The sequence below is a fragment of the Mycobacterium sp. NPDC048908 genome (assembly GCF_043197955.1).
Lineage (GTDB): Bacteria > Actinomycetota > Actinomycetes > Mycobacteriales > Mycobacteriaceae > Mycobacterium.
The window spans coordinates 1-24,999 of sequence record NZ_JBICUE010000020.1; the positions used below are offsets into that span (position 1 = coordinate 1).

Annotated in this window: 22 protein-coding genes; 4 read left to right on the forward strand and 18 right to left on the reverse strand. The window is 65.1% G+C overall.

Features of this window, described 5'->3' with window-relative positions:
- Positions 1–40: 40 nt before the first annotated feature.
- Positions 41–910, reverse strand: coding sequence for a hypothetical protein (locus tag ACGFK1_RS29770; RefSeq protein ID WP_393438294.1), 870 nt, complete (start codon positions 908–910; stop codon positions 41–43).
- A 236-nt stretch (positions 911–1,146) separates the two neighbouring features.
- On the opposite strand from ACGFK1_RS29770, the gene ACGFK1_RS29775 reads away from it, so the two are divergent.
- Positions 1,147–2,271, forward strand: a complete 1,125-nt coding sequence (locus tag ACGFK1_RS29775) for an NDMA-dependent alcohol dehydrogenase (RefSeq protein ID WP_393438297.1) — start codon at positions 1,147–1,149, stop codon at positions 2,269–2,271.
- Here the strand turns inward: ACGFK1_RS29775 and ACGFK1_RS29780 are convergent.
- Complete coding sequence (locus ACGFK1_RS29780) at positions 2,252–2,695, reverse strand: MarR family winged helix-turn-helix transcriptional regulator (protein WP_393438300.1); 444 nt, start codon at positions 2,693–2,695, stop codon at positions 2,252–2,254. The genes ACGFK1_RS29775 and ACGFK1_RS29780 overlap by 20 nt on opposite strands.
- Positions 2,696–2,764: 69 nt before the next feature.
- On the opposite strand from ACGFK1_RS29780, the gene ACGFK1_RS29785 reads away from it, so the two are divergent.
- On the forward strand, positions 2,765–3,526 hold the full coding sequence (locus ACGFK1_RS29785; RefSeq protein ID WP_393438303.1) for a pirin family protein: 762 nt from the start codon (positions 2,765–2,767) through the stop codon (positions 3,524–3,526).
- Complete coding sequence (locus ACGFK1_RS29790; RefSeq protein WP_393438307.1) at positions 3,504–4,775, forward strand: PQQ-dependent sugar dehydrogenase; 1,272 nt, start codon at positions 3,504–3,506, stop codon at positions 4,773–4,775. Before ACGFK1_RS29785 ends, ACGFK1_RS29790 begins: the two co-directional genes overlap by 23 nt.
- Here ACGFK1_RS29790 and ACGFK1_RS29795 read toward each other — a convergent pair.
- Positions 4,772–5,065, reverse strand: a complete 294-nt coding sequence (locus ACGFK1_RS29795; RefSeq protein WP_393438310.1) for a GlsB/YeaQ/YmgE family stress response membrane protein — start codon at positions 5,063–5,065, stop codon at positions 4,772–4,774. The genes ACGFK1_RS29790 and ACGFK1_RS29795 overlap by 4 nt on opposite strands.
- 138 nt (positions 5,066–5,203) lie before the next feature.
- On the opposite strand from ACGFK1_RS29795, the gene ACGFK1_RS29800 reads away from it, so the two are divergent.
- Entirely contained in the window at positions 5,204–6,322 is a 1,119-nt protein-coding gene (locus tag ACGFK1_RS29800; protein ID WP_393438312.1) for a phosphodiester glycosidase family protein, read from the forward strand.
- Here ACGFK1_RS29800 and ACGFK1_RS29805 read toward each other — a convergent pair.
- From ACGFK1_RS29805 to ACGFK1_RS29875, 15 genes are all read right to left on the reverse strand, one after another.
- Entirely contained in the window at positions 6,319–8,628 is a 2,310-nt protein-coding gene (locus tag ACGFK1_RS29805; RefSeq protein WP_393438315.1) for an ATPase, read from the reverse strand. The two genes, ACGFK1_RS29800 and ACGFK1_RS29805, sit on opposite strands and share 4 nt — an antisense overlap.
- 85 nt (positions 8,629–8,713) lie before the next feature.
- A complete protein-coding gene (locus tag ACGFK1_RS29810; protein ID WP_393438318.1) occupies positions 8,714–11,020 on the reverse strand; it encodes an ATPase in 2,307 nt (768 codons plus the stop codon).
- Positions 11,021–11,410: 390 nt separating this feature from the next.
- Complete coding sequence (locus ACGFK1_RS29815; protein ID WP_393438321.1) at positions 11,411–12,190, reverse strand: fructosamine kinase family protein; 780 nt, start codon at positions 12,188–12,190, stop codon at positions 11,411–11,413.
- A complete protein-coding gene (locus ACGFK1_RS29820; protein ID WP_393438324.1) occupies positions 12,190–13,020 on the reverse strand; it encodes an SDR family NAD(P)-dependent oxidoreductase in 831 nt (276 codons plus the stop codon). The genes ACGFK1_RS29815 and ACGFK1_RS29820 overlap by 1 nt, the downstream gene beginning before the upstream one ends.
- Before the next feature lie 9 nt (positions 13,021–13,029).
- Complete coding sequence (locus ACGFK1_RS29825) at positions 13,030–13,722, reverse strand: YoaK family protein (protein ID WP_393438327.1); 693 nt, start codon at positions 13,720–13,722, stop codon at positions 13,030–13,032.
- A 15-nt stretch (positions 13,723–13,737) separates the two neighbouring features.
- Positions 13,738–14,619, reverse strand: a complete 882-nt coding sequence (locus tag ACGFK1_RS29830) for a mammalian cell entry protein (RefSeq protein WP_393438330.1) — start codon at positions 14,617–14,619, stop codon at positions 13,738–13,740.
- Positions 14,586–15,137 carry a mammalian cell entry protein gene (locus tag ACGFK1_RS29835; RefSeq protein ID WP_393438333.1) on the reverse strand — a complete coding sequence of 184 codons (552 nt, stop codon included), beginning with the start codon at positions 15,135–15,137 and terminating at the stop codon, positions 14,586–14,588. The genes ACGFK1_RS29830 and ACGFK1_RS29835 overlap by 34 nt, the downstream gene beginning before the upstream one ends.
- On the reverse strand, positions 15,134–16,102 hold the full coding sequence (locus ACGFK1_RS29840) for an RDD family protein (protein WP_393438336.1): 969 nt from the start codon (positions 16,100–16,102) through the stop codon (positions 15,134–15,136). Before ACGFK1_RS29840 ends, ACGFK1_RS29835 begins: the two co-directional genes overlap by 4 nt.
- On the reverse strand, positions 16,099–16,758 hold the full coding sequence (locus ACGFK1_RS29845; RefSeq protein ID WP_393438339.1) for a hypothetical protein: 660 nt from the start codon (positions 16,756–16,758) through the stop codon (positions 16,099–16,101). Before ACGFK1_RS29845 ends, ACGFK1_RS29840 begins: the two co-directional genes overlap by 4 nt.
- Complete coding sequence (locus ACGFK1_RS29850; RefSeq protein ID WP_393438341.1) at positions 16,728–18,305, reverse strand: MCE family protein; 1,578 nt, start codon at positions 18,303–18,305, stop codon at positions 16,728–16,730. The genes ACGFK1_RS29845 and ACGFK1_RS29850 overlap by 31 nt, the downstream gene beginning before the upstream one ends.
- A gap of 3 nt (positions 18,306–18,308) precedes the next feature.
- Entirely contained in the window at positions 18,309–19,457 is a 1,149-nt protein-coding gene (locus ACGFK1_RS29855) for a virulence factor Mce family protein (protein WP_393438344.1), read from the reverse strand.
- Entirely contained in the window at positions 19,458–21,116 is a 1,659-nt protein-coding gene (locus tag ACGFK1_RS29860; RefSeq protein ID WP_393438347.1) for a virulence factor Mce family protein, read from the reverse strand. It abuts the gene before it with no gap.
- 5 nt (positions 21,117–21,121) lie between these two features.
- Positions 21,122–22,696 carry a virulence factor Mce family protein gene (locus ACGFK1_RS29865; RefSeq protein WP_393438350.1) on the reverse strand — a complete coding sequence of 525 codons (1,575 nt, stop codon included), beginning with the start codon at positions 22,694–22,696 and terminating at the stop codon, positions 21,122–21,124.
- The gene (locus ACGFK1_RS29870; protein WP_393438353.1) at positions 22,693–23,724 is read right to left on the reverse strand and encodes a virulence factor Mce family protein; all 1,032 of its coding nucleotides are present in this window, start codon (positions 23,722–23,724) and stop codon (positions 22,693–22,695) included. Before ACGFK1_RS29870 ends, ACGFK1_RS29865 begins: the two co-directional genes overlap by 4 nt.
- A complete protein-coding gene (locus ACGFK1_RS29875) occupies positions 23,721–24,998 on the reverse strand; it encodes an MCE family protein (RefSeq protein ID WP_393438356.1) in 1,278 nt (425 codons plus the stop codon). Before ACGFK1_RS29875 ends, ACGFK1_RS29870 begins: the two co-directional genes overlap by 4 nt.
- Between the last annotated feature and the right edge of the window lies 1 nt (position 24,999).

The following is a 24,999-nucleotide window of genomic DNA, read 5'->3' on the forward strand; positions in this document are numbered from 1 at the left end:
AACACTGGACTGGAAAACACCCGCCGAAGCCCTCGACGAACTACTCTCCAACCCGTCCACACCGACCGCTGTTGCATAGAGCGCTAGAAACCGCCACCGAAAACCGTGCGATAACTGGCCACTCGGCACCGGCGGCACTCAACGCACGGCATGTGCGCACCACGATCACCCGCGATCGATATCGCAACAGCTCGTCGTTGACCCGCACCATGCGCCACCCGCGATAGTCCAGGTCGGCGTATTTCTCGATGTCGCGGGTCCGGCGCCGCCGCTGGGTCCAATGCTGAGGCCCGTCGTATTCGACACCCACCTTGAACTCGTCCCATCCCATGTCGATGCGCCAAGGGCCTACCGCAATCTGTGTCTGTGGCCTATGCAAACCCGAGTCGATGAGCAGCAGCCTTGTGCGTGTTTCCTGCGGAGACTCGGCGCCGCTATCCATCAGGTCGACGATTTCACGTAGTTGAGCCAATCCTCGGACTCCGCGATGGCGTTCGACCAACGACAGGACGTCCGACGCCTGCAAATTGGTGACGTTGGCCAACGCATCGACCGCCATGAGCGCTCGTAGCCGGCGGCCGCGACGACCGAGGTCGAACGCCGTTCTGGCGGGCGTCGTCGCTGGGATGCCCCGAGCCGGAAGGACCTCGTCGTCAAAGAGAGTGTCTCGGTGGACAACGATGCCATTGACAGGCTTGCCGTTGCGGCGATACAGCTCCGCAGGCAGCTGCGGGTCGATCCAACGGGTGCCCCACAGCGCCGCGGCCGAGAACCCGGCCAGGGTCGCCTGTCGACCGGACCAGAGCCAGGCCGCCACGGCGCGGGTGGCCGGCGTGAGCTCCGCACCCTTTTCGAGGTAGACGTTGCGGTGGAGTCGATCGTGGCGACTGCGCAGACTGCGCCTTGTCACCGTGCCCCGCGCAAGTGCTTCAGTTCCCAGGAAGGGACATGCTTCCGCCATGCGCTTAGGACGCTGGGGGAGCGTGCGACGCTCCCCGAGGCGCGAACGGCCAGTTATGACACGCATAAGGACCGTCGACGTGCCATAAGTGGCCACTCGCGAGACAACTCCGTCTAATGGGTCGATCTTGCAGCTCAGCTGTTCAGTTGACACCTGTTCTAGAACGTGTTCTATGATCGCGGTCCATGAAGACCAAAGGCGCTCTGCTGTGGGAGCTGAACGCTCCGTTCCGCATCGATGAGATCGAGCTCGGCGACCCCGTCGCCGACGAGGTGCAGATCCGGATGCACGCCGCAGGCATGTGCCATTCGGACTACCACCTGACCACCGGCGCCACCCCGATCGGCCTGCCCGCCCTCGGCGGCCACGAAGGCGCAGGCGTGGTCACCAAGGTCGGTGCGAACGTGACCGGCATCGAAGAGGGCGACCACGTCATCCTCGCGTTCATCCCCGCCTGCGGTGAGTGCCCGCCGTGCCTGAAGGGTTATCGCTCGCTGTGCGATCGCGGTGCGGTGTTGCTCGGCGGCAAAGCCATCGCCGACGGAACCAGCCGTGTGCACGCGGGCTCCACCGAGGTGTCGCCGATGAACCTGCTGGGCACCTTCGCCCCGTATATGACCGTGCACAAAGACTCGGTGGTCAAGATCGACAAGGACATTCCGTTCGAAACGGCGGCGATCATGGGCTGCGCGGTGCCGACGGGCTTCGGCTCGGCGACCAATGTGGCGCAGGTGCAGCCGGGTGAGACAGTCGCGATCGTCGGCGTCGGCGGGATCGGCATGAGCGCGCTACAGGGCGCGGTTCTCTCCGGCGCCCGCACTGTGATCGCGATCGACCCGAACGAGTGGAAACGTGACCAGGCCATCAAGTTCGGCGCCACACACGTCTACCCCTCGATGGCCGAGGCGATCGCCCCGATGATCGACGTCACCCACGGCTTGATGGCCGACAAGACCATCATCGCCGTCGGCGAGATGCGCGGCGAGTACCTCGAAGAGGCGATGATCCTCACCGCCAAGACCGGGACCTGCGTGGTGACGGGCATGGGCGCGATGACCGACGTCGACGTCAAGCTCAACCTGTTCCTGTTCACGATGTTGCAGAAGACGTTGAAGGGCAACGTCTTCGGCGGTGGCAGCAGCCACATCGAGACGCCGAAACTGGTCGGCCTCTACAAGTCCGGGCAGCTGAAGATCGACGAGATGATCACCACCACCTATTCGTTGGACAACATCAACGACGGCTATCACGACATGCTGGACGGCAAGAACATTCGCGGCGTCATCAAGTTCAGCGAATCCGACTGGTAACAAGCTCGATCCACGACCCCAGCGCCCTTAGCTGCGCATCGCTCACTCCGTCGAACACGACCGAGCGCACCAGTTCCGCATGACCAGGCGACGCGGCGTCCAACGCGGCCCTGCCGGTAGGGGTGAGCGCGACCGTCGCAACGCGACGGTCGTCCCCGCCGCCATGCCTGTCCACCAGATCGCGACCGCGCATTCGCCGCAGCTGATGTGACAGCCTGCTCTGCTCCCAGCCCAGCACCTCGGCGAGCTCGTTGATCCGCTGCGGCCCCCGCTCGGACAGTGCCACCAGCACGTCGTAGTCGGCCAGCGACAGTTCACAGTCCTGTTGCAGCTGGCGGTGCATCGCGGTCTGCAGCCGGCTCGCCATCTGCAGATACCCTCGCCACACCTCATGTTGCTCGTCTGTCAGCCACATGGAATACATGACACATCATCTATGTTGTGGCGGTCAACGCCGCCCGCCTAGGCTGGCCAGGACTACAGGAGTAACGCCATGACCACCCCCATCGTCGACATCCGGCGCGCCCAGGACCGCGCCAAGACCAAGATCGCCTGGCTGGACTCCAAGCACTCGTTCTCGTTCGGCAGCCATTACGAACCGGAGAACACCCACCACGGTCTGCTGCTGGTCAACAACGACGACATCGTCAAACCCGGCACCGGGTTTGACACCCACCCCCACCGCGACATGGAGATCGTCACCTGGGTGCTACGCGGATCGCTGGTGCACCAGGACTCCACCGGGCACTCGGGGGTGATCTATCCGGGGCTGGCCCAGCGCATGTCCGCCGGGCGCGGAATCATGCACTCGGAGAAAAACGACTCGTGGACTTTGACCGGATCCGAATCCCACGACGAGGCAGTGCATTTCGTGCAGATGTGGGTGGTGCCCGACGAATCCGGCATCACCCCCGGCTACCAACAGCTCGAGATCGACGACGAAGTGCTGCGCGGCGGCCTGGTGACCATCGCGTCGGGGATGCCCGAGCACCGCGGCAACAGTGCGATCACCATCCGCAACAAGTACGCGGCACTGCACGGCGCCCGCCTGCAAACCGGTCAATCCGTCGAGCTGCCCGAGGCGCCCTATCTGCACCTGTTCGTGCCGCGAGGCGAGGTGGCGCTCGAAGGCGCCGGGCCGCTGCACGAAGGTGATGCCGTGCGGTTCACCGCCTCCGGTGGTCAGCGCGTCACCGCCACCGAACCCGCCGAAATCCTCGTCTGGGAGATGCATGCGGGTTTGTCTGCGGCATAAGCGAATTGGCGCAACGCTGCTCGGTGTTGCGCTGATCGCGGGATGCTCATCAAAGCCATCGACACCTGCAGCTCCGACCGTTACCGCAACGCCGCCCCCGACGGGACTTGTACCCGTAGCGGTCCAAGTCGATGCCCGCCTTGCCCAGGCCCCGTTCGACCGACCGCGGCAAGCGCTGGTGCCCGCGGGCTGGACGCTGTCGGTGTTGGCGCGTGTCCCGAAGGCTCGACTCGCCGCCTGGACACCCGACGGCAAACTGCTGATCTCGGTGCCGAGCAGTGGGGAGATCGTCAAACTGGACGCCGGCGGCGCCGCGGTATTTCTCGACGGCCTCGACCAACCACACGGCATGGCCTTCGCGGGCAACACGCTGTATGTCGCGGAAAGCGACCAGGTCGACGCATACGACTACGTCAACGGGGCCGCGGTCAACCCCCACACCGCCGCAGCCGGGCTGCCCGATGCCAAGAGCCCCGACCTGAGAGGCGCGTACGCCCATGCGTTGAAGAGTGTCGCCGTCGGCAGGGACGGGGCGGTGTACTTCTCCATCGGCTCAACGGGAAACATCACCGCCGACGACCGCATCGCGAAACCACCGCGCGCCAGCATCATGCGAGTTCCGCCCGGCGGCGGACCCGCCGCACCGTTCGCGACCGGCGTGCGCAACGGCACGGGGCTGGCGATCGCGCCCGACGGATCGGTGTGGACGGCGGTCAACAACCGCGACAACATCGCCGACCCCGAGACCGGGGAGGTGGACACCGACTACGTCAGCGGGCATCCACCCGAGTCAGTCGCGCGGCTGACACCGGGGCGCGAACTGGGTTGGCCGTATTGCAATCCCGATGGCGGCCCGACCAACCTGCCCCTGATCCGCGACATCCAGACCAACGCGGACGGTACCCGGTTGGACTGCGCGGCACTGCCGCCCATCGAAGCAAGCCTTGGCGCGCACGCCGCCCCACTAGGAATGAGCTTCACGCAGAACACGCTGCCCGCGCCGTTTACCAGCGGTGCGCTGATCGGTGTGCACGGGTCGTGGAACCGGCAACCGCCGTACGCCCCCGAGGTCGCGTTCTTTCCTTGGCAGAACGGCGATCTCGGGCAGAAGCAGACTCTGGTCGGTGGATTCCAGGCCGACGACGGAACGCGGTGGGGCCGCCCGGTCGCCGCGGTGGCGGGACCGGACGGCGCCGTCTACATCACCGACGACTACGCGGACGCCGTCTACCGGCTTGCGCCGCGCTAGTGCGCCGTTCCGGTGCGGGTACCTGTGCCGCGCCGTCCCGTGATGGCGAGGTAGATCGCGATCAGGACGATCGCAACGACGATGCCGACCAGGAACGGGATGACCTCCCATCCGCCGTTGCTGTTCGAGTATCCGAATTGATAGGTCAGCCAGGTGCCGATGAAGGAGCCCACCACGCCCAACACGATCGTCATGATCACGCCGATGTTCTGCTTGCCCGGCATGATCAGCCGCGCGAGCGCACCGACAATCAAGCCGACGACGATGGCGCTGATAATCGTTCCGATCATTTCGTCTCCTCACGTTGAACTCCCGACGACCGCGGATTACCCGCTCCGGCGGAAAAAACTCAGCTAAGTGGGCGATCCAGCCGACATCCAACAGTTGCTGAGCTGTTACCAAAGTTGACTGTGAGTCTGCTGTGACTAATGTTCTCTGGATTGAGCTGTCTCAGCAAAGGGGCCATCGTGTCGACTGCACCCGCATATCTGCGCCGGTTCGTGGCGTGCGCCGCGGCGCTGACGGTGGGCGCTGCGATGGCGGCGGCGGTCTCCCCGGCCGCCCGCGCCGCCGACGGCCGCGCCATGTTGGCCAACGCCATCGCCGCCACCCGAGGCTCCTACCTGGTCTACAACTTCGGCGGCGGTGCCCCGGCCCCGATGCTGAATGCCGCAGGCAGTTGGTACGAGATGACCAACGGCGGCCACCTGATGATCATCAAGGCCGCCGCGCAACGACTCGCGCCGCGTCTCCTCGTGGATTCCCACTCTGGCTACCAGGGCCGGTGTGAACGCGATCCCCGGGCGCGCACCGGCGAGGGTCTGTGGCAGGCGTCGGAGATCTACACCCCGCTGCAGGCGTGGCAAGCGCTCGGTCAGCCGACGATTGCCGTCAACGCGAACTTCTTCGACGTCCGCGGCCAGAAGGGCGGGTCGTGGAAGTCGACCGGATGCAGTTCGCCGCTGGGCGCATATGTCGACAACACCCGGGGCCAGGGCCGCGCCAACGTCGCGGTGACAGGCACCGTGGCATACGCCGGTAAACAAGGTCTGTCGGGCGGAGGCGAACACTGGAGCGCGCTGTCGACGATGATCCTTCCCGTTGCCGGCGCGCCATATGTGGTGTCGCCCGGCGGTCCTGGAGACTACGACGCCGCCACACCCGTGATAGCAAGCCTGCTCGACAAGGGTGTCCGGTTCGTCGCGGTCAGCGGGGTCGGGCTACTCGCGCCCGGTGACACCGGGCAACTCAACGACGGCGGTCCGAGCGCGGCCCGCACGGCGCTCGCCTACTCGAAGGCCAAAGACGAGATGTACGTCTTCCAAGGCGGCAGCTACACACCTGATCAGGTCCAGGATCTATTCCGCGGTCTTGGCAGCGACACCGCGATCCTGTTGGACGGCGGCGGGTCGTCGGCGATCGTGCTGCGCCGCGACACCGGCGGGATGTGGTCGGGCGCAGGCGTGCCGGACGGCAATTGCGACACCCGTCAGGTGCTGTGCGACTCCCGTGAACGCGCACTGCCCAGTTGGTTGGCGTTCAATTAGCCGCCGGACGACCCGCCGGTCAGATTCTTCGTCAACCCGCCAAGGGCGCCGGTCAGCCCACCGGTGACGCCGCCGACGGTTCCCGCCACCCCACCGGTGACGCCGCCGACCGTTCCTGCCACCCCACCGGTGACGCCGCCGACCGTTCCTGCCACGCCGTTCGTCACACCGCCGACGGTGTTCGTCACACCACCGACGACACTGCCGACCGGATTGCTCGGCGGCTTCGGTGATGCCGACGGGCCCGCGGGCCTCACCGTGCCGGTCGCACTCGTCGACCCGGATGTCGTCGTGCTCCTGGTCGTGGTCGGCTTCGCCGTCGTCGTTTCTGTTTCTTCCTCAGGCTCGGCGGAGGTGGCCTGCGGCTGCCAGACCGGGACCGCAGGCGGCGGTGCCGCGTTGCCGGTGGCCGGTGTGGTCGACAATGTCAGCGACTTCGCAGCGGCCTCTGGCAACGCATTCGCCGCTACCGGCGAAACCTGTTGGGCGATAAGGCCTGGCAAGCCGTTGAGTAAGTCGCCGAGCCCGCCCAGCGGACCGAGTACACCGGTCAACAGCTTGAGTAGTCCGGTGATCGCGTTTGGCGTTCCCGGGGTCGGGTGTCCGCTGAAGAACTCCTTCTGGAAACCGCTCACCAACGAGTGGATGACGTCACCGGGCACTTGGCCCCAGTTGATGTCGGGGAACGACATGAACGGCGTGGGCACGCCAGCCTCGTCGAGGGTTCTGCTGTAGGTACCGTCGGGATTGCGGACGACGTCGGTGTAGCCGAGGTTCACCAGGCTGGTCATCGCCGGGGCCAGAGCATTGGCGAGCATGCCCAACGGGTTCATGTTGGCGAACGCGCCCATCGTCATCAGATTCGTCAAATCTGCGGCCAGGTAAAGGGGTTCGAGCAACGGGAGGCTGTTCGTCGGCAACGTCAGATACAGATTCAACGCCAACGGGTTGTTGAGGTTGAGCGTGCCCGCGAGCAACGCCTGGACTTGTGCCAGCAGTTGCGGGCTCACGTTCGAGGTGTCGATGCCACGCAGCAGATACGTCGGCAACATGGCGCCGGTCACCGAGTTCGCGATCGAGAACGGATTGGGCCACGCCGGGAAGTCGGACACGATGTCGTATTCGACGGTCGCGTCCACCTTCACTGGAATCAGGTTCGCCCCGCCGACCGACAGCCCGGTGTTTAAAATTGGAACGCCGCCACTGCTCTGGACGTGAGTGTCGGGCGTGACCGTGTCGATGCCGAACAGACCGGCGATCGGGAAGAATCGCGCGAACAACCCGCCGTTCGCGCGACCTGGATTGCGGAGCAAGAACATTGGCAGCACCGTGAAGCTGCCGAGCAGCGGATCCGTCGCCTTGGTCGGTGACTTGGCGCCACCCGGTTGATACGGCAGCTGATCGACCACTTGCTGGTAGGCGGAACCGGCGGCGAACGCGCCGAGCCCGAATCCGACGACGATCGGCACCCGCACCTTTGCCGCGTCGATGTCGACGGGCAGGTTGTTCACGATTTTCTTCAGCGCCGACAGCAGATCGGAGACCGGAACGTTCACCGGCAGGTCGATCGGCAGGCTGATCGGCAACCCGAGCGGGTTGGCGATGATGTTCCCGAGCGGCAGATCGACGTTGCCTTCCAAGCGGTCGATCAGCGTGTTGACCAAACCCTTGAGCCCGATGTCCAGATACGTCGTGCTGTTGATGGCGTTGGCGACCGAATTCGGGAATCCCGGCACCCAGCCCAGATCCAGGCCGAGCATCTTCAACAACGTGAACGGCGGCCCGGTGGTGATCAGCTTGACGCCGGGAAGGTCGAGATTTGACAGGTTGAGCGGATCGCTGAGATCCAGCCCGAGCAGGCCAAGCAAGTTGATCAGCGTGGTGTTGCCGCCTGCATCGGTGATGCCGAGCGTGGAAAGTGCGGACAGCAGAACAGGAGTCAGGATCGACCCGACGCTGTCCAGCAGCACGCCCCCGAGGTTGATCGGGATGGCACCGAGCACACCCTCGAGCAGTGCCGGAGGGATCTTCTCGAGCAGGCTCGGAAGATCCAGGCCCGCCGACTTACCCAGTGCGGGAAGGTTGAGATGCCCAACGAGTGCGCGGAGCAGCATGTCGCCGATCTGCTGCGCGAAGTCGTAGCCTGCGGTGCCGAGACCGCCGGTCAGGTCCGGGATCTGCTTGGGATCCGTGAAAGGGCGGTACGCCGCGGCCAGGTCGATGCCCTGATTCATCACCACCGGCACCGGCTCCGCGGGCGCAGGTGCGGCGGCGACAGTCAACGCGCTCACCGTCGCCGTCGCCACGCCGACGACGGCAATCCTCGTCAGACGATTCCCGGGCTTGCGGTGTTTGCGTGAAATGGTGCACCGTCGCTTGTCAATTGCCGCCTCAGGCAGCCGGTTTGGCGGCAGTCTTCGGTGCTCCGCCGGCGCCGCCGGCTGCGGAGTCCTTCTCGGTGTCGGTCTTGTCGGTCTTCGGCTTGGTGGTCTTCTTCGGTGCCAGGCTCTTCAAGACGCCCGCCACACCGGTGGCGACTTCGTGCGTCGCTCCGCCGACCACGCCGGCGACCGTATGCGTGGCGCCGCCGACGATGTCGCCCACCGGATTCCTCGGCGCCTTCGGCTTCGGTTTCGTCGTAGTCGACTCGTCGTCGGGCTTCGAGTTCTCCGGGGCGGTCACCGCGGTCGATTCCTCTGTCGGCGTTTCTGTTTCGTCTGCGGCATGCTTCGGCGTCGCGCCGGTGTCGTCGGGCACCGGCGTGCCTGCCGGTGCGGCGTGTTTGCCGTTGACCTCGTCGGCGCCGGGGTCAGTCGACAACGTGATCATCTTCTTGGTGTCGGCCGTAGTCACCGCATTCGCCGCGACGGGCGTAATCGCATCGGTGATGAGCCCAGGCAATCCGTTGATGATGTCGCCGAGCCCCCCGAGTGGGCCGAGCACTCCGCTGAGCAGCTTGAGCAGTCCGGTGATCGCGTTGGGTGTGCCGGGTGTCGGGTGGCCGCTGAGGAACTCCTTCTGGAATCCCTTGATCAACGAGGTGATGACGTCGCCCGGCACCTGGCCCCAGTTGACGTCGGGGAACGACATGAACGGGGTCGGCACACCCGCCTCGTCGAGCGTCCTGGTGTACGTGCCGTCCGGGTTCCGCACCACGTCGGTGTAGCCGAGGTTGGTCAGGCTGGTCAGCGCGGGCGCAAGCGCATTGGCCAATCGCTCGAACGGATTGGGGAATGCCCCCAGCGGTGTCAGTTTCACGGCGTCGGCCAACAGGTACAGCGGTTCGAGCATCGGGAGGCTGTTCGAGGGCAGCGTGAGGTACAGGTTGAGTGCCAGTGGCTCGTTGAGGTCGGTCGTCCGCTGGATCGCGGCTTGTATCTGTTCCGCGAGTTGGGGAGACACGTTCGAAAGATCGAAACCCCGGAGTAGATATGTCGGCAGCACGGCTCCGACGACGGAGTTCGCGATGGAGAACGGGTTGGGCCATGCCGCGAAGTCGGACATTATGTCGTATTCGACTGTGCCGTCGACCTTTACGGGCAGCAGGTTTGCGCCTCCCAACGACAGGCCGGTGTTGAGTAGCGGTATTCCTCCGCTGTGCGTCGCTTGGGTTTCCGGGGTGACGGTATCGATGCCGAACAGGCCCGCCAACGGGAAGAACCGGGCGAACAGGCCGCCGTTGGCGCGACCGGGGTTGCGCAGCAACACCATCGGCAGCACCGTCAGACTGCCAAGCAGCGACGGATCGCCGGTGTATGCCGCGCCGCCGGGCTGGTTGCGCAGGTCCGCAACGACCTTGTCATACGCGGCGCCGGCCGCGAAAGCTCCGAGCCCGAAGCCGACGGTGACCGGTATCCGAACGTCGATCGCGTCGATGTCCGGCAGCGTTTCCAGCAAGGGATTCAACAGGGCCTCGAGCGCTGGAATGTTGGTGCGATCCAGCACTTCTTGAAGCAGGCTGACGACCCCGACCTGAAGGTACTTCGAGTTGTTGATGTCGTTGGCGACCGAATTCGGCAGTCCAGGAACCCAGCCGAGGTCCGCCCCCAGCAGCTTGAGCAAGGTGAAAGGCGGTCCAGCGGTGACGATGTTCACCCCGGGCAGGTCAAGGTTCCCGAGGTTGAGAACGTCACCGAGATCCAGCCCGACCAGTTGCGTCAGCAGATCGCCCACGCTGTCGATGCCCAGCACCGAAAGTGCGGTGGCCAGAAGCGGTTCGAGGAGCCCGGCGGTCGCATCGGGCAGTCCCAGTCCGTTGACCAGCGCCTCCGCGAGGTCCCCAGGAAGGATCGGGATGACGTTCAGCACGTCCTGCAGCAGGTTTCCCGGCAACTGATCGAGCGTGCTGCCGAGGAGGCCCTCCAGGATGCTGTTCGGGTCGAGGCCCGCGGCCCTCGCAAGCGCCGCGAAATTGAGGTTGGTCACGATCGCACGCAGCACCGTGTCCGCGACGGTCTGCGAGAAGTTGTAGGCCGCGGTGCCGAGGCCGAACGTCAGATCCGGGATCTGGTTCGGGTCCGTGAACGGACGAAACGCGGCGGCGAGGTCGACGTCGTGTTTGGCGACGAAGGGCGCCGGCGCCGGTTTCGGCGGGGGCGGTGCCGCGCCGACAGTCAGCGCGGTGGCCGTCGCGGTCGCGACGCCGACGACGGCGATCCTCTTGGTGCGGCTTTCGGACGTGCGATGCTTGCCCGGCAACTTCGACCCTGCCCTTCCCGCCCCCGTCTTAGGTTTTTCTAAGGTGACCGTAGCACCGTACATGCCTCGCGGAACTAAATTGCTGCAGAATCTTCACGGCCGTCAGCCGGAACGTCAGTGCAAATTTTTAATGACGGATGAGTCAATATTGCCCAGAGCTAAACTTGCAGGCCAGTCATGGTCTGAACTTACCGTCGGGTCAGACGTCCGCAACCGAGATCGTTAACATTGAAAAAGATTGCTAGCACCGCGTTTCGGTTGCTGGTGAAAGGTTGCTCACCGCTACCCGGCCTGCGCACGGGCGCGATTTCCGTTAACGGGCTCACCTGCGGCAATGGGCCAGAACTCCCACTTCCGGGACAGCGCTCTCAGCGGTGTGAGGCCGCGGGGCTACGCATGCCGTTGTTTGCCCGGGCGCAGCAAGCTGTCCGCAGCGGCCCGCGCCTGCCCGACGTACCCGCCACCGAACAGCACCACGTGCGCCAGCAGTGGGTAGAGCTGATGCAGCCCGACACGGTCTCGCCAACCGTCGCGCAGCGCACGCTCGGACTGATAACCGGCGAGCACCGCGTCGAAATGGGGGCACCCGAACAGGGCCAGCATGGCCAGGTCTGTTTCGCGATGGCCACCGTGCGCGGCCGGGTCGATGAGCACCGCGCCGTCAGGCGTCCACATCACATTGCCGCTCCACAGATCGCCATGAAGCCGGGCGGGCGGATCGTCGTCATCGAAATCGCCTGCCTCACAACGCGCCATCACGGCGTCGACGGCGTCTCGGGCCGGCGCGTCCAGTCGCGACGCCGCGCGTGCAGCAATCGGCGCCAGCCGCTCGGTCGCGTAGAAGCTGCCCCACCGGTCGCCGAAGCGGTACGACATCGGCAACGGCTGCTGCAGCGGGCCGAAGTAGCCGGGACCCCTCCAGCCGTTGGGCGGCGCCCCGAACGCGTCCGCGCCTGCGTCGTGGGTTCTGGCCAGCCGACGGCCGAACTCGTGGGCCGCGGTATCGGTCGGCGGTGCCGTGGCCAACCGTTCCAGTGTCAGGCTGGTCGCGTCGTAGGCGATCACCCGCGCACACGGCACACCGCCGTCGGCCAACGAAAGCCATTGCAGGCCAGCGGCTTCGCATGCGAAGAAATCAGGCGGGGCTGCGCTGCTGCGCTTGACGAACACTACGGCTGGCCGGACACGCGCCGCAGCACCAGGTCCCGCAGCGATGCGGGCAGATTGGTCATCAGCGCGACCTGCAGCCTGGGACCGATGCCGACGATGTAACGGGCGCGCGGCTTACGCGCGGTCAGCGCCGTCGCCACCACAGCGGAAACCTTCTCCGTCGGGACCGCCAGGCGCTGCGACAGCGGGATCATCTTCTTCATTCCCGCGATGTGCCGCGCATAGAACTGACGCTGCTCGGGTGTCAGCGCGGACTCGGCCTCGACAACCATGTCGTCGGCCGCGCGCCACATATCGGTGTCGGTCTGTGCCGGTTCGACGATCGAGACCGCGATGTGCCACGGCTGCAACTCCATTCGCAGCGCGTCGGCCGCCGCCTCCAAGGCGAACTTGCTGGCACAGTAGGCGCCGATCAACGGCATCGACAGCTGGCCGTTGATGCTCGAGATGAAGACCACCCTGCCCCGGGATTCGCGCAGCCGCGGCAATACCGCCCTGGTGACCGCCAACTGTCCGATCACGTTGACGTCCAGTTGTCTTCGCCAATCGTCGGGCGTCACGGTTTCCACAGGGCCGCTCACCACGATTCCCGCGTTGTTGACCACCGCGTCCAGCCGCGGCGGCAGTGCGGGGTCGAGCGCGGCGATGTGGCCGGCGTCGGTGACGTCGAGGATGACCGAGGAGATGCGCTGTGGGTTCATGGCGGTCACCGCGGCGGCGTCCGCGTCGGTACGCACCCCCGCGACGACGTCCCAGCCGCGCCCGGCGAGGTGCTCCGCGATCGACTTACCGATTCCCCGGCCCGCCCCGGTGACGAGTACTGACGGCATGAAGCGAGATTAGCCTCCGGCCTGTCCGCTGTTCGGTGGCCCGAACCGGAACACCCCGGCCGCGACGGCCACCACGACCGCGGAGATCGCGATCACCGGCGCCACGAACCACCGGGTGAGCGTCGCGCCGACCAGCGCACCGGCGCACATCGTCAGCACCACCGAGTAGCGCAGTTTCTCTCGGTGCCCGGCGCCCCCCGCGACCCGGCTGTCGAAGCCGATGCCGACGATGGTCGTCGTCAGCACCGTGGTGGACAACTCCTGGATGCCGAACTGGCGCGCGGTGGCGGCTTGGACCCCGAATGTGACGGCCAACCCGGCGATCAGGATCAGTTTGGTGTTGTCGCGATAGTCGAGCACCCCTGTTCCGCTGAGGATCGACAGCGTCGCAAGCATCACCACCTCGGTTCCGAGCGCGACGGTGAGCCAGCGACGGACGTCGTCGTCGAGGTGTCGTGACAACCGTCCGCCGATCATCGCGCCCGAGACGAAGCTGAGGAAAGCCACCAGCGCGGCGGTCATGTCGACGACGGTGCCCGGCGCGAACCAGAACCCGAGGAAGATGATGTTGCCCGTCATGTTGGCAACGAAAACGTGACCGAGCACCAGCACGCTGATCGCATCGACGATGCCGGTCGCGAACGTCAACAGCAGCAGGCACACAGTCGTCGTCCGGTCGGAGACTGGTGAGACGACGGGCATGCCGGCTGCCGTCGGCTACAGCTGGGGGGTCAGATCAAGCGACGTCACCGTCGACATCCGGGTGATCAACCACTTCGCGTCGTGGCGCTGCAGCGTCAGCCGGTAGGACAGGTAGCGCAGCGATGGGATGTTCTTGGAACCAGGGCTGGTGGCAACCGAATTGGTGTAAACGAGCGCGGTGGCCTCATTGGGGGCAACGCTCTCGACGGCCGTGCCCATGACCTGCGTGGTGTTGGTGACCTGGGCCTGTTTGTTGGTGGCGACGATAGCGTCGATGTACTTGCGGTATTCGGTCGCGAAGTCGCCGCCCAAGTAACCGGCGGCGCGGTCAGGCAACGAGTCCATGTTGTCCGGCGTGTAGGTCCACAGCGTGGTGATCGCGTTGGCCGCCGTCTTGGCGATATCGAGTTTCGTGTGCACCAGCGCCCGGTCGGCCAGATAGGGCTGCAGCATCGCGCCGCCGAACGCCGCAGCGGCGACGAAAACAGCACCTGCCACGGCGGCCCCGATCCACAGCCGCCTGCCCGCGGCTCGGTGCGGCAGCATGATCACGTCCTCGTGCGGCGCTTCTTGGCCAGCGCCCGCCTCAGGTTCGGCGGCCTCGTCCGTGGATGCCGTAACAGCTTGCGGTTCAGGCATTTTCCTGAGCCGATGGAAAAGACGCCGCCGCCGCGGCGCAATGACCGGTTCGGATTGCTGCGCGGTCGCCGGCTCGGGCTGCTCCTCGGCAGTTGGTTCCTCGGCGTCCTCACGGCTTGCGGCCAGCTGCTGGCGCAGCGGCATCCGGTGGCGGCGACGTGCGGCCTTTCCAGTCGGTGTCTTCGCGGGGTCCGATGGCTGATCGAGTGATTCAGCGTCGGTGGTCAGATCACCTGAACCAGCTGGCTGATCTTCCACTGCTGTCCTTCCTTGACGGCCGTTACAACCCAACGGCTTCCACTCTCGACCGTCGACTTGCCATCCGGGGATTTTGTCGAGATCTTGGTGGCCACCAACACGTCGGCGCTGCCGTCGTCGCGCCACCGCTGCAGGCCGGCCTCGAGGACCGCCCCGGTGGTCGGCTCGGCGCGAGCGACCTGAATTAGGATTTCGTTCTGCTTCTCCTTGAACATCTTCGCGAAATCGCCTGTGCCCTGGTTCAAGACACGATCCGCATACGCATTGGCATGGAACGGGTCCAGCGTCGTGTATTCGACCATGAACTCGCGGACGTAACCCAACGCATCTGCCGCTTTGGCTGCCGCACGGTCGTTCTTCACATGCTCGATCAACATCAAAGTGCTCGCACCGATCGCCGCGGCAATCACCAAAGAGGCCAGGACGGCGATGACAGGCAACCCCCAGCGCCGCGGCGGCTTGGGCACCACCCCGAAGAAGTCGCGCTCGTCCGAGTCGAGCTTGCGACGAGGGCTCACTGGCCGACCTGACTCATCTGGGGCTTCTTCAGCACAATGAGATTCGCGACGCGCCACTGGCCGTCGCGCGACTTCTCGAAGTCCACCCGAACCGTTGCGGTGATGAATTTGAAGTCGCTCGCGTTGGCGCCGCGCTGACCTTGCATCGCCATCAGCATCGCCGCCTGGTCGGCGGTCGCTGACAGCACCGCCGTGCTGACCGCGAAATACTGGTTGCTCGTGGCACCTGCCTTCTGCACCGCCTGCTGCTGGGCGATCAGCTGAGGTCGGTAGCCGTCGGTCGCCAGCGACTGAGCGTGCGAGAAGTCCTGCTGCAAGGTGTCGGCGTTATAGCTCAGCAGCTGCTCGACGATGCGTGGCCCTTGATCGGCTACCTGCTGACGCGCCGTGGCTACCGCCCGCGCGGGTCCGTACTCCGTCAGATAACCGAGCCCGACTGCGCCAACACACATCACCGCCGCGGCGATCAGCGCTGCGGCGGTCGGGCGGTGCATGTCCCGCTTCGGTCGCTCGACCTTGTGCACCTCGGTGCGAAGCAACAGGTCGGCGAACGTGCGCCGCCGCCTGTCCCACAGGGGCCACAACCAACCGATCAGCAGCGCAGCGGTGTCGAACAGATGAGCCAGATCTCGACCGAGCAGCCGCGCAGCACCGACGGCCGAACCGTCTCTCTTACGGACGGCGATCCCGAACAACGCACGGCCGAGTGACCATCCGGTGATTGTCGGCATCACCAGCCGATTGATGACCGTCAACGCCACGATCACGGCGATGACGGCGGCATAAATCCACCACAGCACGCTCCGCGGCGGGGCAGTTTGCCAGAGCAACACCATGGTGGCGATGGTCGCCACTCCCGCGACTACGTCGACCAGGAAGGCGCCGGCACGCGCCGCCCACGACGCGGGACTCGCCGCGGGCAGCTCGGCGGGCGCTTGTGGCGCCGCATCGAGGGCTGCGGTCACGAGGCGACCTGCTTGATGTCGGCAATCTTGTATGTGCCGTCGGCCGGCGCCATCTGCACCCGCAGCCGATAGCCCTGCTCCTGGTCTGCGGCTTCTGAGTTGGTCACCTTTGTTCGCAATGCCACCAGGACCTCGATGGAGCCGTCGTCGTTGTGCCGCTCCACCGCTGCGCGTAGATCCGAGACCTTCACCTGGACGTTCGCGGCTTGATAGGCCTCGGCCAGCACACTGCTGTACAGCGGGGCCTGCAAACCGAACGCGCCCGTCGAGCACTCGATGATCTTGGACTGGCTGGCCAGCATGGCGGCGGTATCCGGAGCCTGCGTGGCTGTCACGCAGTCCCTTGCCGCGGCCAGGGCCGCGGCCTCGGTGCGGGCAATGGCCTCGCTGTCGTGGTGCGACCTCAAGGCCAGGTAACCACCCGCACCCGCGCCAGCGGCGAGTAGGACGAGCAGCATGCAGATGCACACCACCGAGCCGACACCAAGGTGTGACGGTCGACGATCGACGCTGCCGTCGTCAGATCCGCCGAGCGAATCCTCGGGTGGGTCGGAGACGTCTCCTGAGTGTTCTTCTGTGGATACTGCTAACGACTCGTCAGGCGTTTCATCAGCATCGGTGGGGTTCAGCTGGCGGGCGCCAGCATCTCCTTCCATCCGTCGTCTCCTGGGTTCTTCGAATTGCTGACGTTGTATTTGACGCCGTCAGGTCCGACCACTTCACCGCTCGACGGGCTGTAGATAGCCGTCGAACCCGGCGGCCCCTGTGCCGGAGTGTACGTACACGGGTTCGGCTGCTGTCCACTGCACTGGACGCTACCCTGTCCCGGCGGCGAAAGCGGATCGCTGATCGGCGCCGACGCCCGCGCCGGTGGGGGTAGTTGATCAGCCGGCAGAGGATTGAGCCCGTTGTTGACCGACGGTGCGGGTATGACCCCGCGACCCGGATTGACTCCCTGGTCGCAGCGGGCTGCGGGCGCAGGACATGACAGGATCTGGTTCGGGTCGCCATACCAGGGGTTGGTGCCCAACGGCACGTACGGCTCGTTGCTGTGGCACTCCCTCGGCGTCGCCGCGCGTTTGCCCGGCACATCCGCACACGGATAGTTACGGGCCCCACGGACGACGTTGCCCTGGAAATCTTTAGGGATCTTGCAGTAGGTGCCCGTGGGCAGTGGCGCCATGCTGGTGTCGGCGGGCGACCGCCACTCCGAGGCGGGCAGGAACCCCGTCAAACACGGCGGAGGCTGGTTGATTCCCAGCGCCAGCGGTAGCTGACCGACGTTGTCGAAAAGAGTCCCGGCCTGCGCGACCGCAGCACCCTGCGGCAGAATCACCAAGGTCTGCTCGAGACCCTTGTGGTAGCGCTTGAGCATGTCGAAGACGACGGACAGGTTGGCCAGCGTCTGCGGCAGGGACTCACGAACATCGCTGAACACGGCCGCCACCTGATCCAAGGTGGGCGCTGCCTGTTGGAGGCCGCTGCGCAGGGCGGCATCCTGCTCAGCTGATTGGGCCGCGATGATGTTGAGGTTGCGGGCCCATTGCTGGATGTTGTCGCCCGAGTCGGCTTGGCTCTGCAGGATTGGCGTCGAGTGCTCGATGACGTCGTTCAACTCGGGCAGGTTGTCTTTGAAACCCTGCGCGATGTTGGTGGTGGAATCGACCAGCCGCTGCAATGCCGGGCCCAAACCGCCGACCGCCTTCGAGGTTTCCGTGAGCAGTGTGTCGATCTTCTCCTTGGGCAGCACGGCCAGCCCGCGGTTCGCGGCGTCCAGCGCCGGACCGACTTCACTCGGCACCGTGTTGTCCCGGATGGAGCCCACGTTCTGGCCGTCGGAAAGGAACCGGCCGGGATTCCCCGTGGAAACGATGTCGAGGTACTGCTCGCCGATCGCCGAGACCGAATGCACGTTGGCCGTCGCGTCCGCGGGGATCTTGAACCGGTTGTCGATGCTCATTTCGGCCCGCGCACCACGCTCCGTGGGATCGACGGCGGTGACTTTGCCGATCTGGGTGCCCCGATACGTCACGTTGGCGGTTGCGTACAGGCCGCCGGACCGTGGCAGGTCGGCGTAGAGCTTGTACTGCCCGATCCCGGCCAGGCTGGGCACCCGCAGGTAGTACCAGCCCAGCACGACGATCGCGATGACCGTGAGGATCGTGAACAGCACCAGCTGGATCTTGACGAAACGGGTCAGCACTGCTCACTCACCCCTTTCGACCAGCGGACCGTTCGGCGCGTCATGCGGGTTCGGGGTGAACCGCACATCCGGGATCATCGTCGCGGGGTCCCGACCCCAGCTCTGCTCGAGTGCGCGCAGCATGCCCGAGATACCGGTACCCGACAAGAACCCGTTGTCCAGTCCCGACAGGGTGAGGTCGACCATCAATGACACGTTGAGGAAGTCGCCGCGGACCACCTTCGGCACATTCTCGATCGAGAACGGTGCAGTGAGCATGAGCTTCAGCGCGCCGATCAGGTACGGCGACGCCCTGCCCAGCTGTTTGAGTGGCCGTTGCAGGTTCTGCAGATTCGTGTGCAGGTTGTCGCTGGACGGAGCCAGAGCGTCGTCGGCGGCCCTGCTGATCCGGCCAAGCGCTTCCACCGCATCCGCGAACAGGTCCCGGGTGTCGGCGAAATGCTTTATCAGCGGCGGGAATTCGGTGAGAACCCGATCAAGGGTCTGATTGCGTTGACCGACGATCGTCAGCAGCCGATTGGTCGAATCGATGGCGCGGGTGATGTCTTGGCGCTGCTGATTGAGCTCGTCGGTGAAGGTGTCCAACTTGTTCAGGAACTCGCGGATCTGATCGGCCCGACCGGTCAGCAGGTTGTTGACTTCGGTCTGGATCGTTTCCAGGTTCTGCACGCCGCCGCCGCGCAGGATGGTCGCGATGCTCGCCAGCACCCGCTCGGTGGTGGGGAAAGCTGAGCTGTTCTTCAGCGGGATGGTGTCGCCGCTCTTGAGCTGGCCCTGCGGGTCCGGCGGCGGATCGAGCTGCACATGCTGACTGCCCAACAGGCTGGTCTGCCCGATCTTGGCCAACACATTTTTCGGCAACTTCACGTCGGGCTGCAGGTCGAGGGTCAATGTCGCGACCCAGTTCCTCAACTCGATCGCCCGCACCCGGCCGACGTACACATCGGCCACACGAACCCGGCTATTGACGTTGAGCGCCAACGTATCCGGCATCTGCACGTAGATCGTCATCTTGTCGCCGCCGGTGCCCGGTCCGCCGGGCAATGGGACGTTGGCGATGCCTTTCCACGATCCACACGAACTCAGCAGCAACGCGACCGCAACCAGTGCGACGCTGCGCCGAGCGATCCTGCTCCATGTACGTGCAGCCATCTATTGACCTGCCTCAGCGGGTAGGGGCGGGCCCACTGGCGGCGGTCCGGCCGGGGCGGCGGGGCCTGGACCGGGCCCCGTAGCGGGCGCGGGAGCGGCCAGCGGCGACCCACCGGGATCGCCTGGAATCACACCCGGTGCCGGTGCAGGCGGTGGTCCCGGCTGCGGATACCACGGCGGCGGCAGCGGGTTGTTCTCGTCATACGAGTTCGGCGGTCCGGGAAGGTTGCCCCCTGGCGGCGCCCCGAAGGCAGGCGGGGCCTGTGGGACGGCGCAGTCGGGGCCACCCATCAATTCCGCAAGGCACTCCGGCGTCAGCATGTTCGTCGTGAACGGTTGCACGTCGACGCCCTGCATGCCGGGAGCGGCGACCCAGCCTGGCTCGTGGTTGCCGTGCGAGAACAAGGTGTCGCGCGAGAAGATGCCGGGCACCGTGGTGTCCTTGTAGCCGCCCGGTGGCTGCAGACGTGGCTCCGAATACGCGACCTGCTTGGGCAGCGTCATCGCCGTGTTGAACTGGTTGATTCCGATCGGCGGGTAGTTGAACTTGATCGCGTCGAGAATAGGTGCCAGGTACTGGGCACACAGTTCGGCCGACTCCTGGTAGCCCAACCGGCTGCCGGCCTGGATGGCGCTGCAGACGAACTGCATCGGGTTCGCGAAGTTGGCGATGGCAGGCAAGCCCATGACACCACCAGTTACCGGCGACACAATGTTCATCAAGTTGGCGCCCAGCGTCGGGAACACGTGCAGGGCGGTTTCCAGACCATTGAGCGGGTCGGGCTGCAGAATCGCGTTTGTCACATCGGCCAGGTTGTTGACGTCGTGGGTGAGCACCTCACCGTTCTTGTTGATGAACTGCCGAGTCGTCGTCAACAACTGGTTCAGGTCTTGCAGCGCGTTGGCCACCTCGCGGTCGGTGTTGGTGAACGCGTTGGTGAATTGCGCGAGATCCTGGTTGAGGGCGACGAACTGCTGATCACTCTTGTACAACGCGTTGACGAACAGGGCCAGACTCTTGATCACGCTGAAGAAGTCACCCCGGCCTTCGTTGAGGGTGTACAGCGCCTCTGAGAGTCCCTTCAAGGTCCTGTTGAGCTGTTCACCTTTGCCGGCGAAGCCGTCCGCGGCAGATTCGATGATGTCGCCGAAGGGACCTCGCGGTTGATCCTTGGTCGGACCCAGTTCGGTCAAGATCCGGTTGATCGAGTCGCGAAGCTGGTCGTACTCGACCGGAACCTGCGTGCGGTCGATCGGGATGACCGCGTTGTCCTCCATGACCGGTCCGCCGGTGTACGGAGGCGACAGCTGGATATTGCGCGAAGCGACGAGGCTGGGGTTCAGTATCGACGCGGTGGCGTTGGCCGGGACCTTGTATTTGTTCTCGTAGGAAAAGGTCACCTTCATCTTGTCGCCCGCCGGCTCGATGTCGTCGATCGAGCCGACCTGGATTCCCATGATGTTGACTTTGTCGCCGGGATACAGCGCCAGGGTCTCCGGGAAGTATGCGACGACGGTGTTGGTGGTCAGCTTCTTGTACAGATTCCAACCGACGATGGCAGCCACCAACGCAAGGATCACGATCAGCGCACCGACGATCAGCGAAGCGCGAGACATCCGTCCCAGCTTGATGTTTCTGATGTTGAAGATTGTGGACATCTAACTCAGCCCCCCTGCGATCCGGGCGGGAGGAACGGCGGATTGCCCGGCAGCGGCGGGGTGTCGGCAGGCCCCACCTGCGGGCCGGGGCCCGGTGGCGGCGGCGGTCCGTTCAGCGCCGGCGGCAGCGGTGCGATGCCAGGGGTGAAGTCCGGGGGCTGCGGTGGCAACGGTCCCACCGGCACGGTGCGCGCGTTCGGCGGCGCAGGCGGCAGCGGAACGGGTGCGCCGGGCATGTCGGGCGGCATCTGACCCGGGATGGCCGCCGCAGGCACGCCTGGCGTGAATCCCGGACCGTTGGGGTTCGGGTCCGAGGTCGCGACGTCGGGCGGCCCGTATTCGGGTCCGCCGAACGGCCCTGTCGTCAGGTGCGAGCATGGCAGCGGGTCATTGGGCCGCGGCAGGCCGTCAGCGACGGGCGGCGTGTACGAGCACGGCGAGCCTTTGAGGACGCCGGGCCCGGGATGTTCCGGCGTGCCTTCGAGCACCGTCGGCGCGGGTGCGGGCGCACCGTTGGGGAACCGCTGGCCGTTCGGGTCGGGGAACCTGAACGCCGGCAGGCCCGCATCACCCCAGAACTTCTCGGGATCGATGCCGCGCTTCTTGAAAGCGGCGTCGACGAACGGTTGCAGAATCTGGTAGGGCAGCAGATTCGCCAAGAAAACCTTGAAGAACGGCCCCGAGGCGACCGCTTCACCAAGGGAGGCAACGAATTTGGCTACTGTGGTCAGCGTCTGCATCAGATCGAATTTGCGATCTCGTAGCACGTCGCTGATGGTGCGCAGCTGCTCGAGCACACGGTTGAGGTTCGGGTTGTCGTCGATGAAACCCTTCACCTGTTCGGAGAACGCCGCGACCCGCTCGAGCAGCATGCTGACGGCGTAGCTGCGTTCGTTGATCGCGGCCAGCAGCGACTGGGCGTTGACGAACAGCTGGTTGATCTGTGCGCTGCGGTTGCCGAGGACGCCCGCGATCTTGTTGGCGTTGGCGAGCAGTTGCTTGACCTGATCGTCGCGTTTGCCGATGGTGTCGGAGAACCGGGCCACCCCTTCCAGTGCAGCCGACAGATGCGGATACGTCTGGTCGATGGTCTCCGACAACACGTTCAGCGATCGCTTCACCGTCTGGGTGTCCCAGCCGGAGGCCGCCTTGGTCACATCGAAGAAGGCGTCGTAGATCTGGTATGGCGTGGTGGTCTGCCCCAGCGGCAGAACACCGTTTGCGCGCAACGGATCTTTGCCGCGCGGTTCGATCTCCATGTTGCGCCGGCCCAGAATGGTGTCGGTGCGGATCGATGCGCGACTTGCGGTGCCGATCTGAGTGCCCTGCAGCGAGTAGCCGATCACCACTTTGTCGCCGTCGATTCGCATCGACCGAACCTCGCCGACGTCGACGCCGGCAATGCGGACCTTGTCACCGGTGCCAATGCCCCCGGTATCCGAGAACTGTGCGTAGTAGGTAGGCGTCGCGAACAGCATCGGAACGCTCGCGAAGCTCTGGCCAACGCCGAGCACCAGAATCAGGATGAGGATGCCCATCAACCCGTTTCGGATGCGGTCCGACCCCTCGAGTGTCCTCATTGCGGCGTGCACCTACCCGACGGCTGACTGGTGAGTTTGACTGTGCGAACCGGACCGCCTGGCTGCAGGCCGTTGAGCTTCAACGAGATATCGCAGGCGTAGAAGTTGAAGAAGTCGCCGTAGATACCACCGGCGCGGCCGATGATGTTGAACGCCGTCGGCAGCCTGACCAAGATGTCGTTGAGTTGGGCCTTCTGGTCCACCAGCGGCTGTTGCACTCCCTCGAGGTAGGTGATGGTGCTCTGCAGCAATGGCCGGTTGTCGGCGAGCAGGTCGGCGATCGTGCCCGCGGCGTCGCTGATGTCGGCGACCGAGCTTGCGATCGGGTCTTTGCGGTTCTTGAGACCGGTGATGAGCTTCTCGAAATTCTGCACAGTTTCGTCAAATTGCTGCTGGTGTTTGACCGTGGTGTCGAGCACGGTGTTCAGGTTGCGGATCACCTCACCGATGGCCTGGTCACGGTCGGCTAGCGCAGACGTGAGCGACGCAGTCTGATCGAGAATGTCGCTGATGGTGCCCCCTTGGCCCTGAAACACCGTGATGATCGACTGGGCGATGTTGTTGACCTTGTCGGGGTCCAGTGCCCGGAAAACCGGACGGAACCCGCCGATCAGTGCGTCCAGATCGAGCGCGGGTTGGGTTCGCTCGATCGGGATGGTGCCGCCAGCCGCGAGGCGCTTGTTGCTGTCGCCGCGCTTGAGCTCCATGTATCGGTCGCCGATCAGGTTCAGGTACCGGATGGAAGCGGTGGTGCCGTCGAACAGCGGGAGCGAGCGGTCGACGCTGAAGTGAACCTTTGCCTGCGCACCACCATCCAGTAGTTCGATCTTGGAAACTTTGCCCACCTCGACACCGGATGCCCTGACGAACTGCCCGGCGCGAAGGCCGCTGACGTTGGAGAAGACCGCCGTGTATCCGGTGGTGCGGTCGAACCGCATCTGGCCGAACACCACGATGATCATGGCGGTGAAAAGCAGCAGCACCAGCGAGAAGATGCCGAGCTTGACAGCAGTTCCAGTGATTTTCATGGGTTGATCGTGTTCTCCCCGAACTGGCGGCCCCAGACGTATTCGATCCCGGGAGCGATGATCGGGATCGGTGCCGGAAGCAGAGGAATGATGCACGGCGGCAGCCCGGCGCAACCGAACGGCGATGCCAGTTCCAAGTGGTTGTACGGCGCAATGGAGGCACCGGTGTCCATGACCAGGTACGGGGCGGGCCACAGATCGCGGGTGACTGGTTGCCAGCAGCCCGGCCTACCCTCTGGACCTCCTCTGGCGTTCACGCGCGGCAGGTTGTCCGGGTAGACGTAGGGGTTGCCAGGCCCGATGAGTTCGCTGGTCGTCCGGAGCGAATACCCGTTGCCGCCCAACGATGCCGCGACCTTGGGCTCCACGTCGTGGAAGTTGCGGATCGTACAGAACAGCGCGGGGCTGTACGTGTCGAGCAGCTGCGACGTGGGCACCAGGTCGGCAGTGCCGCGGACCAGATAGGGCGCGCTGCGTTCGAAGATGTCGCCGCCGGTGTTGCCGAAGCCGACAGCGGCCATCAGCGCCTGGTCGATGTTGCCCTGCTGCTCGTTGAGCGTGCGCGCGGTGGTGACGGCGTTCTCCAGGCCGTCGAACAGGTCGGGCGCCGCGTTGGCGTAGACGTCTCCCAAGTCGGCCAGCAGTTGGTTGTCGCGGCGGATCTGGGGCATCAGCGGATTGACGTCGTCGAGGATTTCGTTGCCGTGAATGATTGACTGGCCGAACCGATCACCCAGCCCGTCGAGCGCTTCGGCGGTGGCGCTCAATGTCTGGTTCAGCTTGATCGGGTCGACCTGCTGGGCCACCTCGACGACCGTCTCGAACAAGGTGTTGAACTCGGTGGTCACCGACGTCGCATCGATCACATCTGACGGCGAGATACGTTGCCGCGTTGGGTCTTTCGGTGACGTGAAGGATATGTACTTGTTGCCGAACACCGTGGTGGCGGTGATGTCGGCATTGACGTTTTTCGGAATCAAGTCGAGATACTTGCGATCCACCTTCAGCGTGATCTTCGCCCGAGGCACACCGCCGACGCTGACCTGGTCGACCTGCCCGACCCTGCCGATCTCGACGCCGTTGTACGTCACCTTCGCGCCGGGATCCATCGAAAGGCCGCTGCGCGCAGCCATCATCGTCAGATTTTCGCGATCGAGGAACGTACCGCGGAACTGAAGGAAGACCAGCACCGTAACGACGACGACCAATATCGCCAAGATCGCGCCCGCCAACTTGAACGGGGGCGTGCGGGACTTGTTCACGGGGGCCGTCATT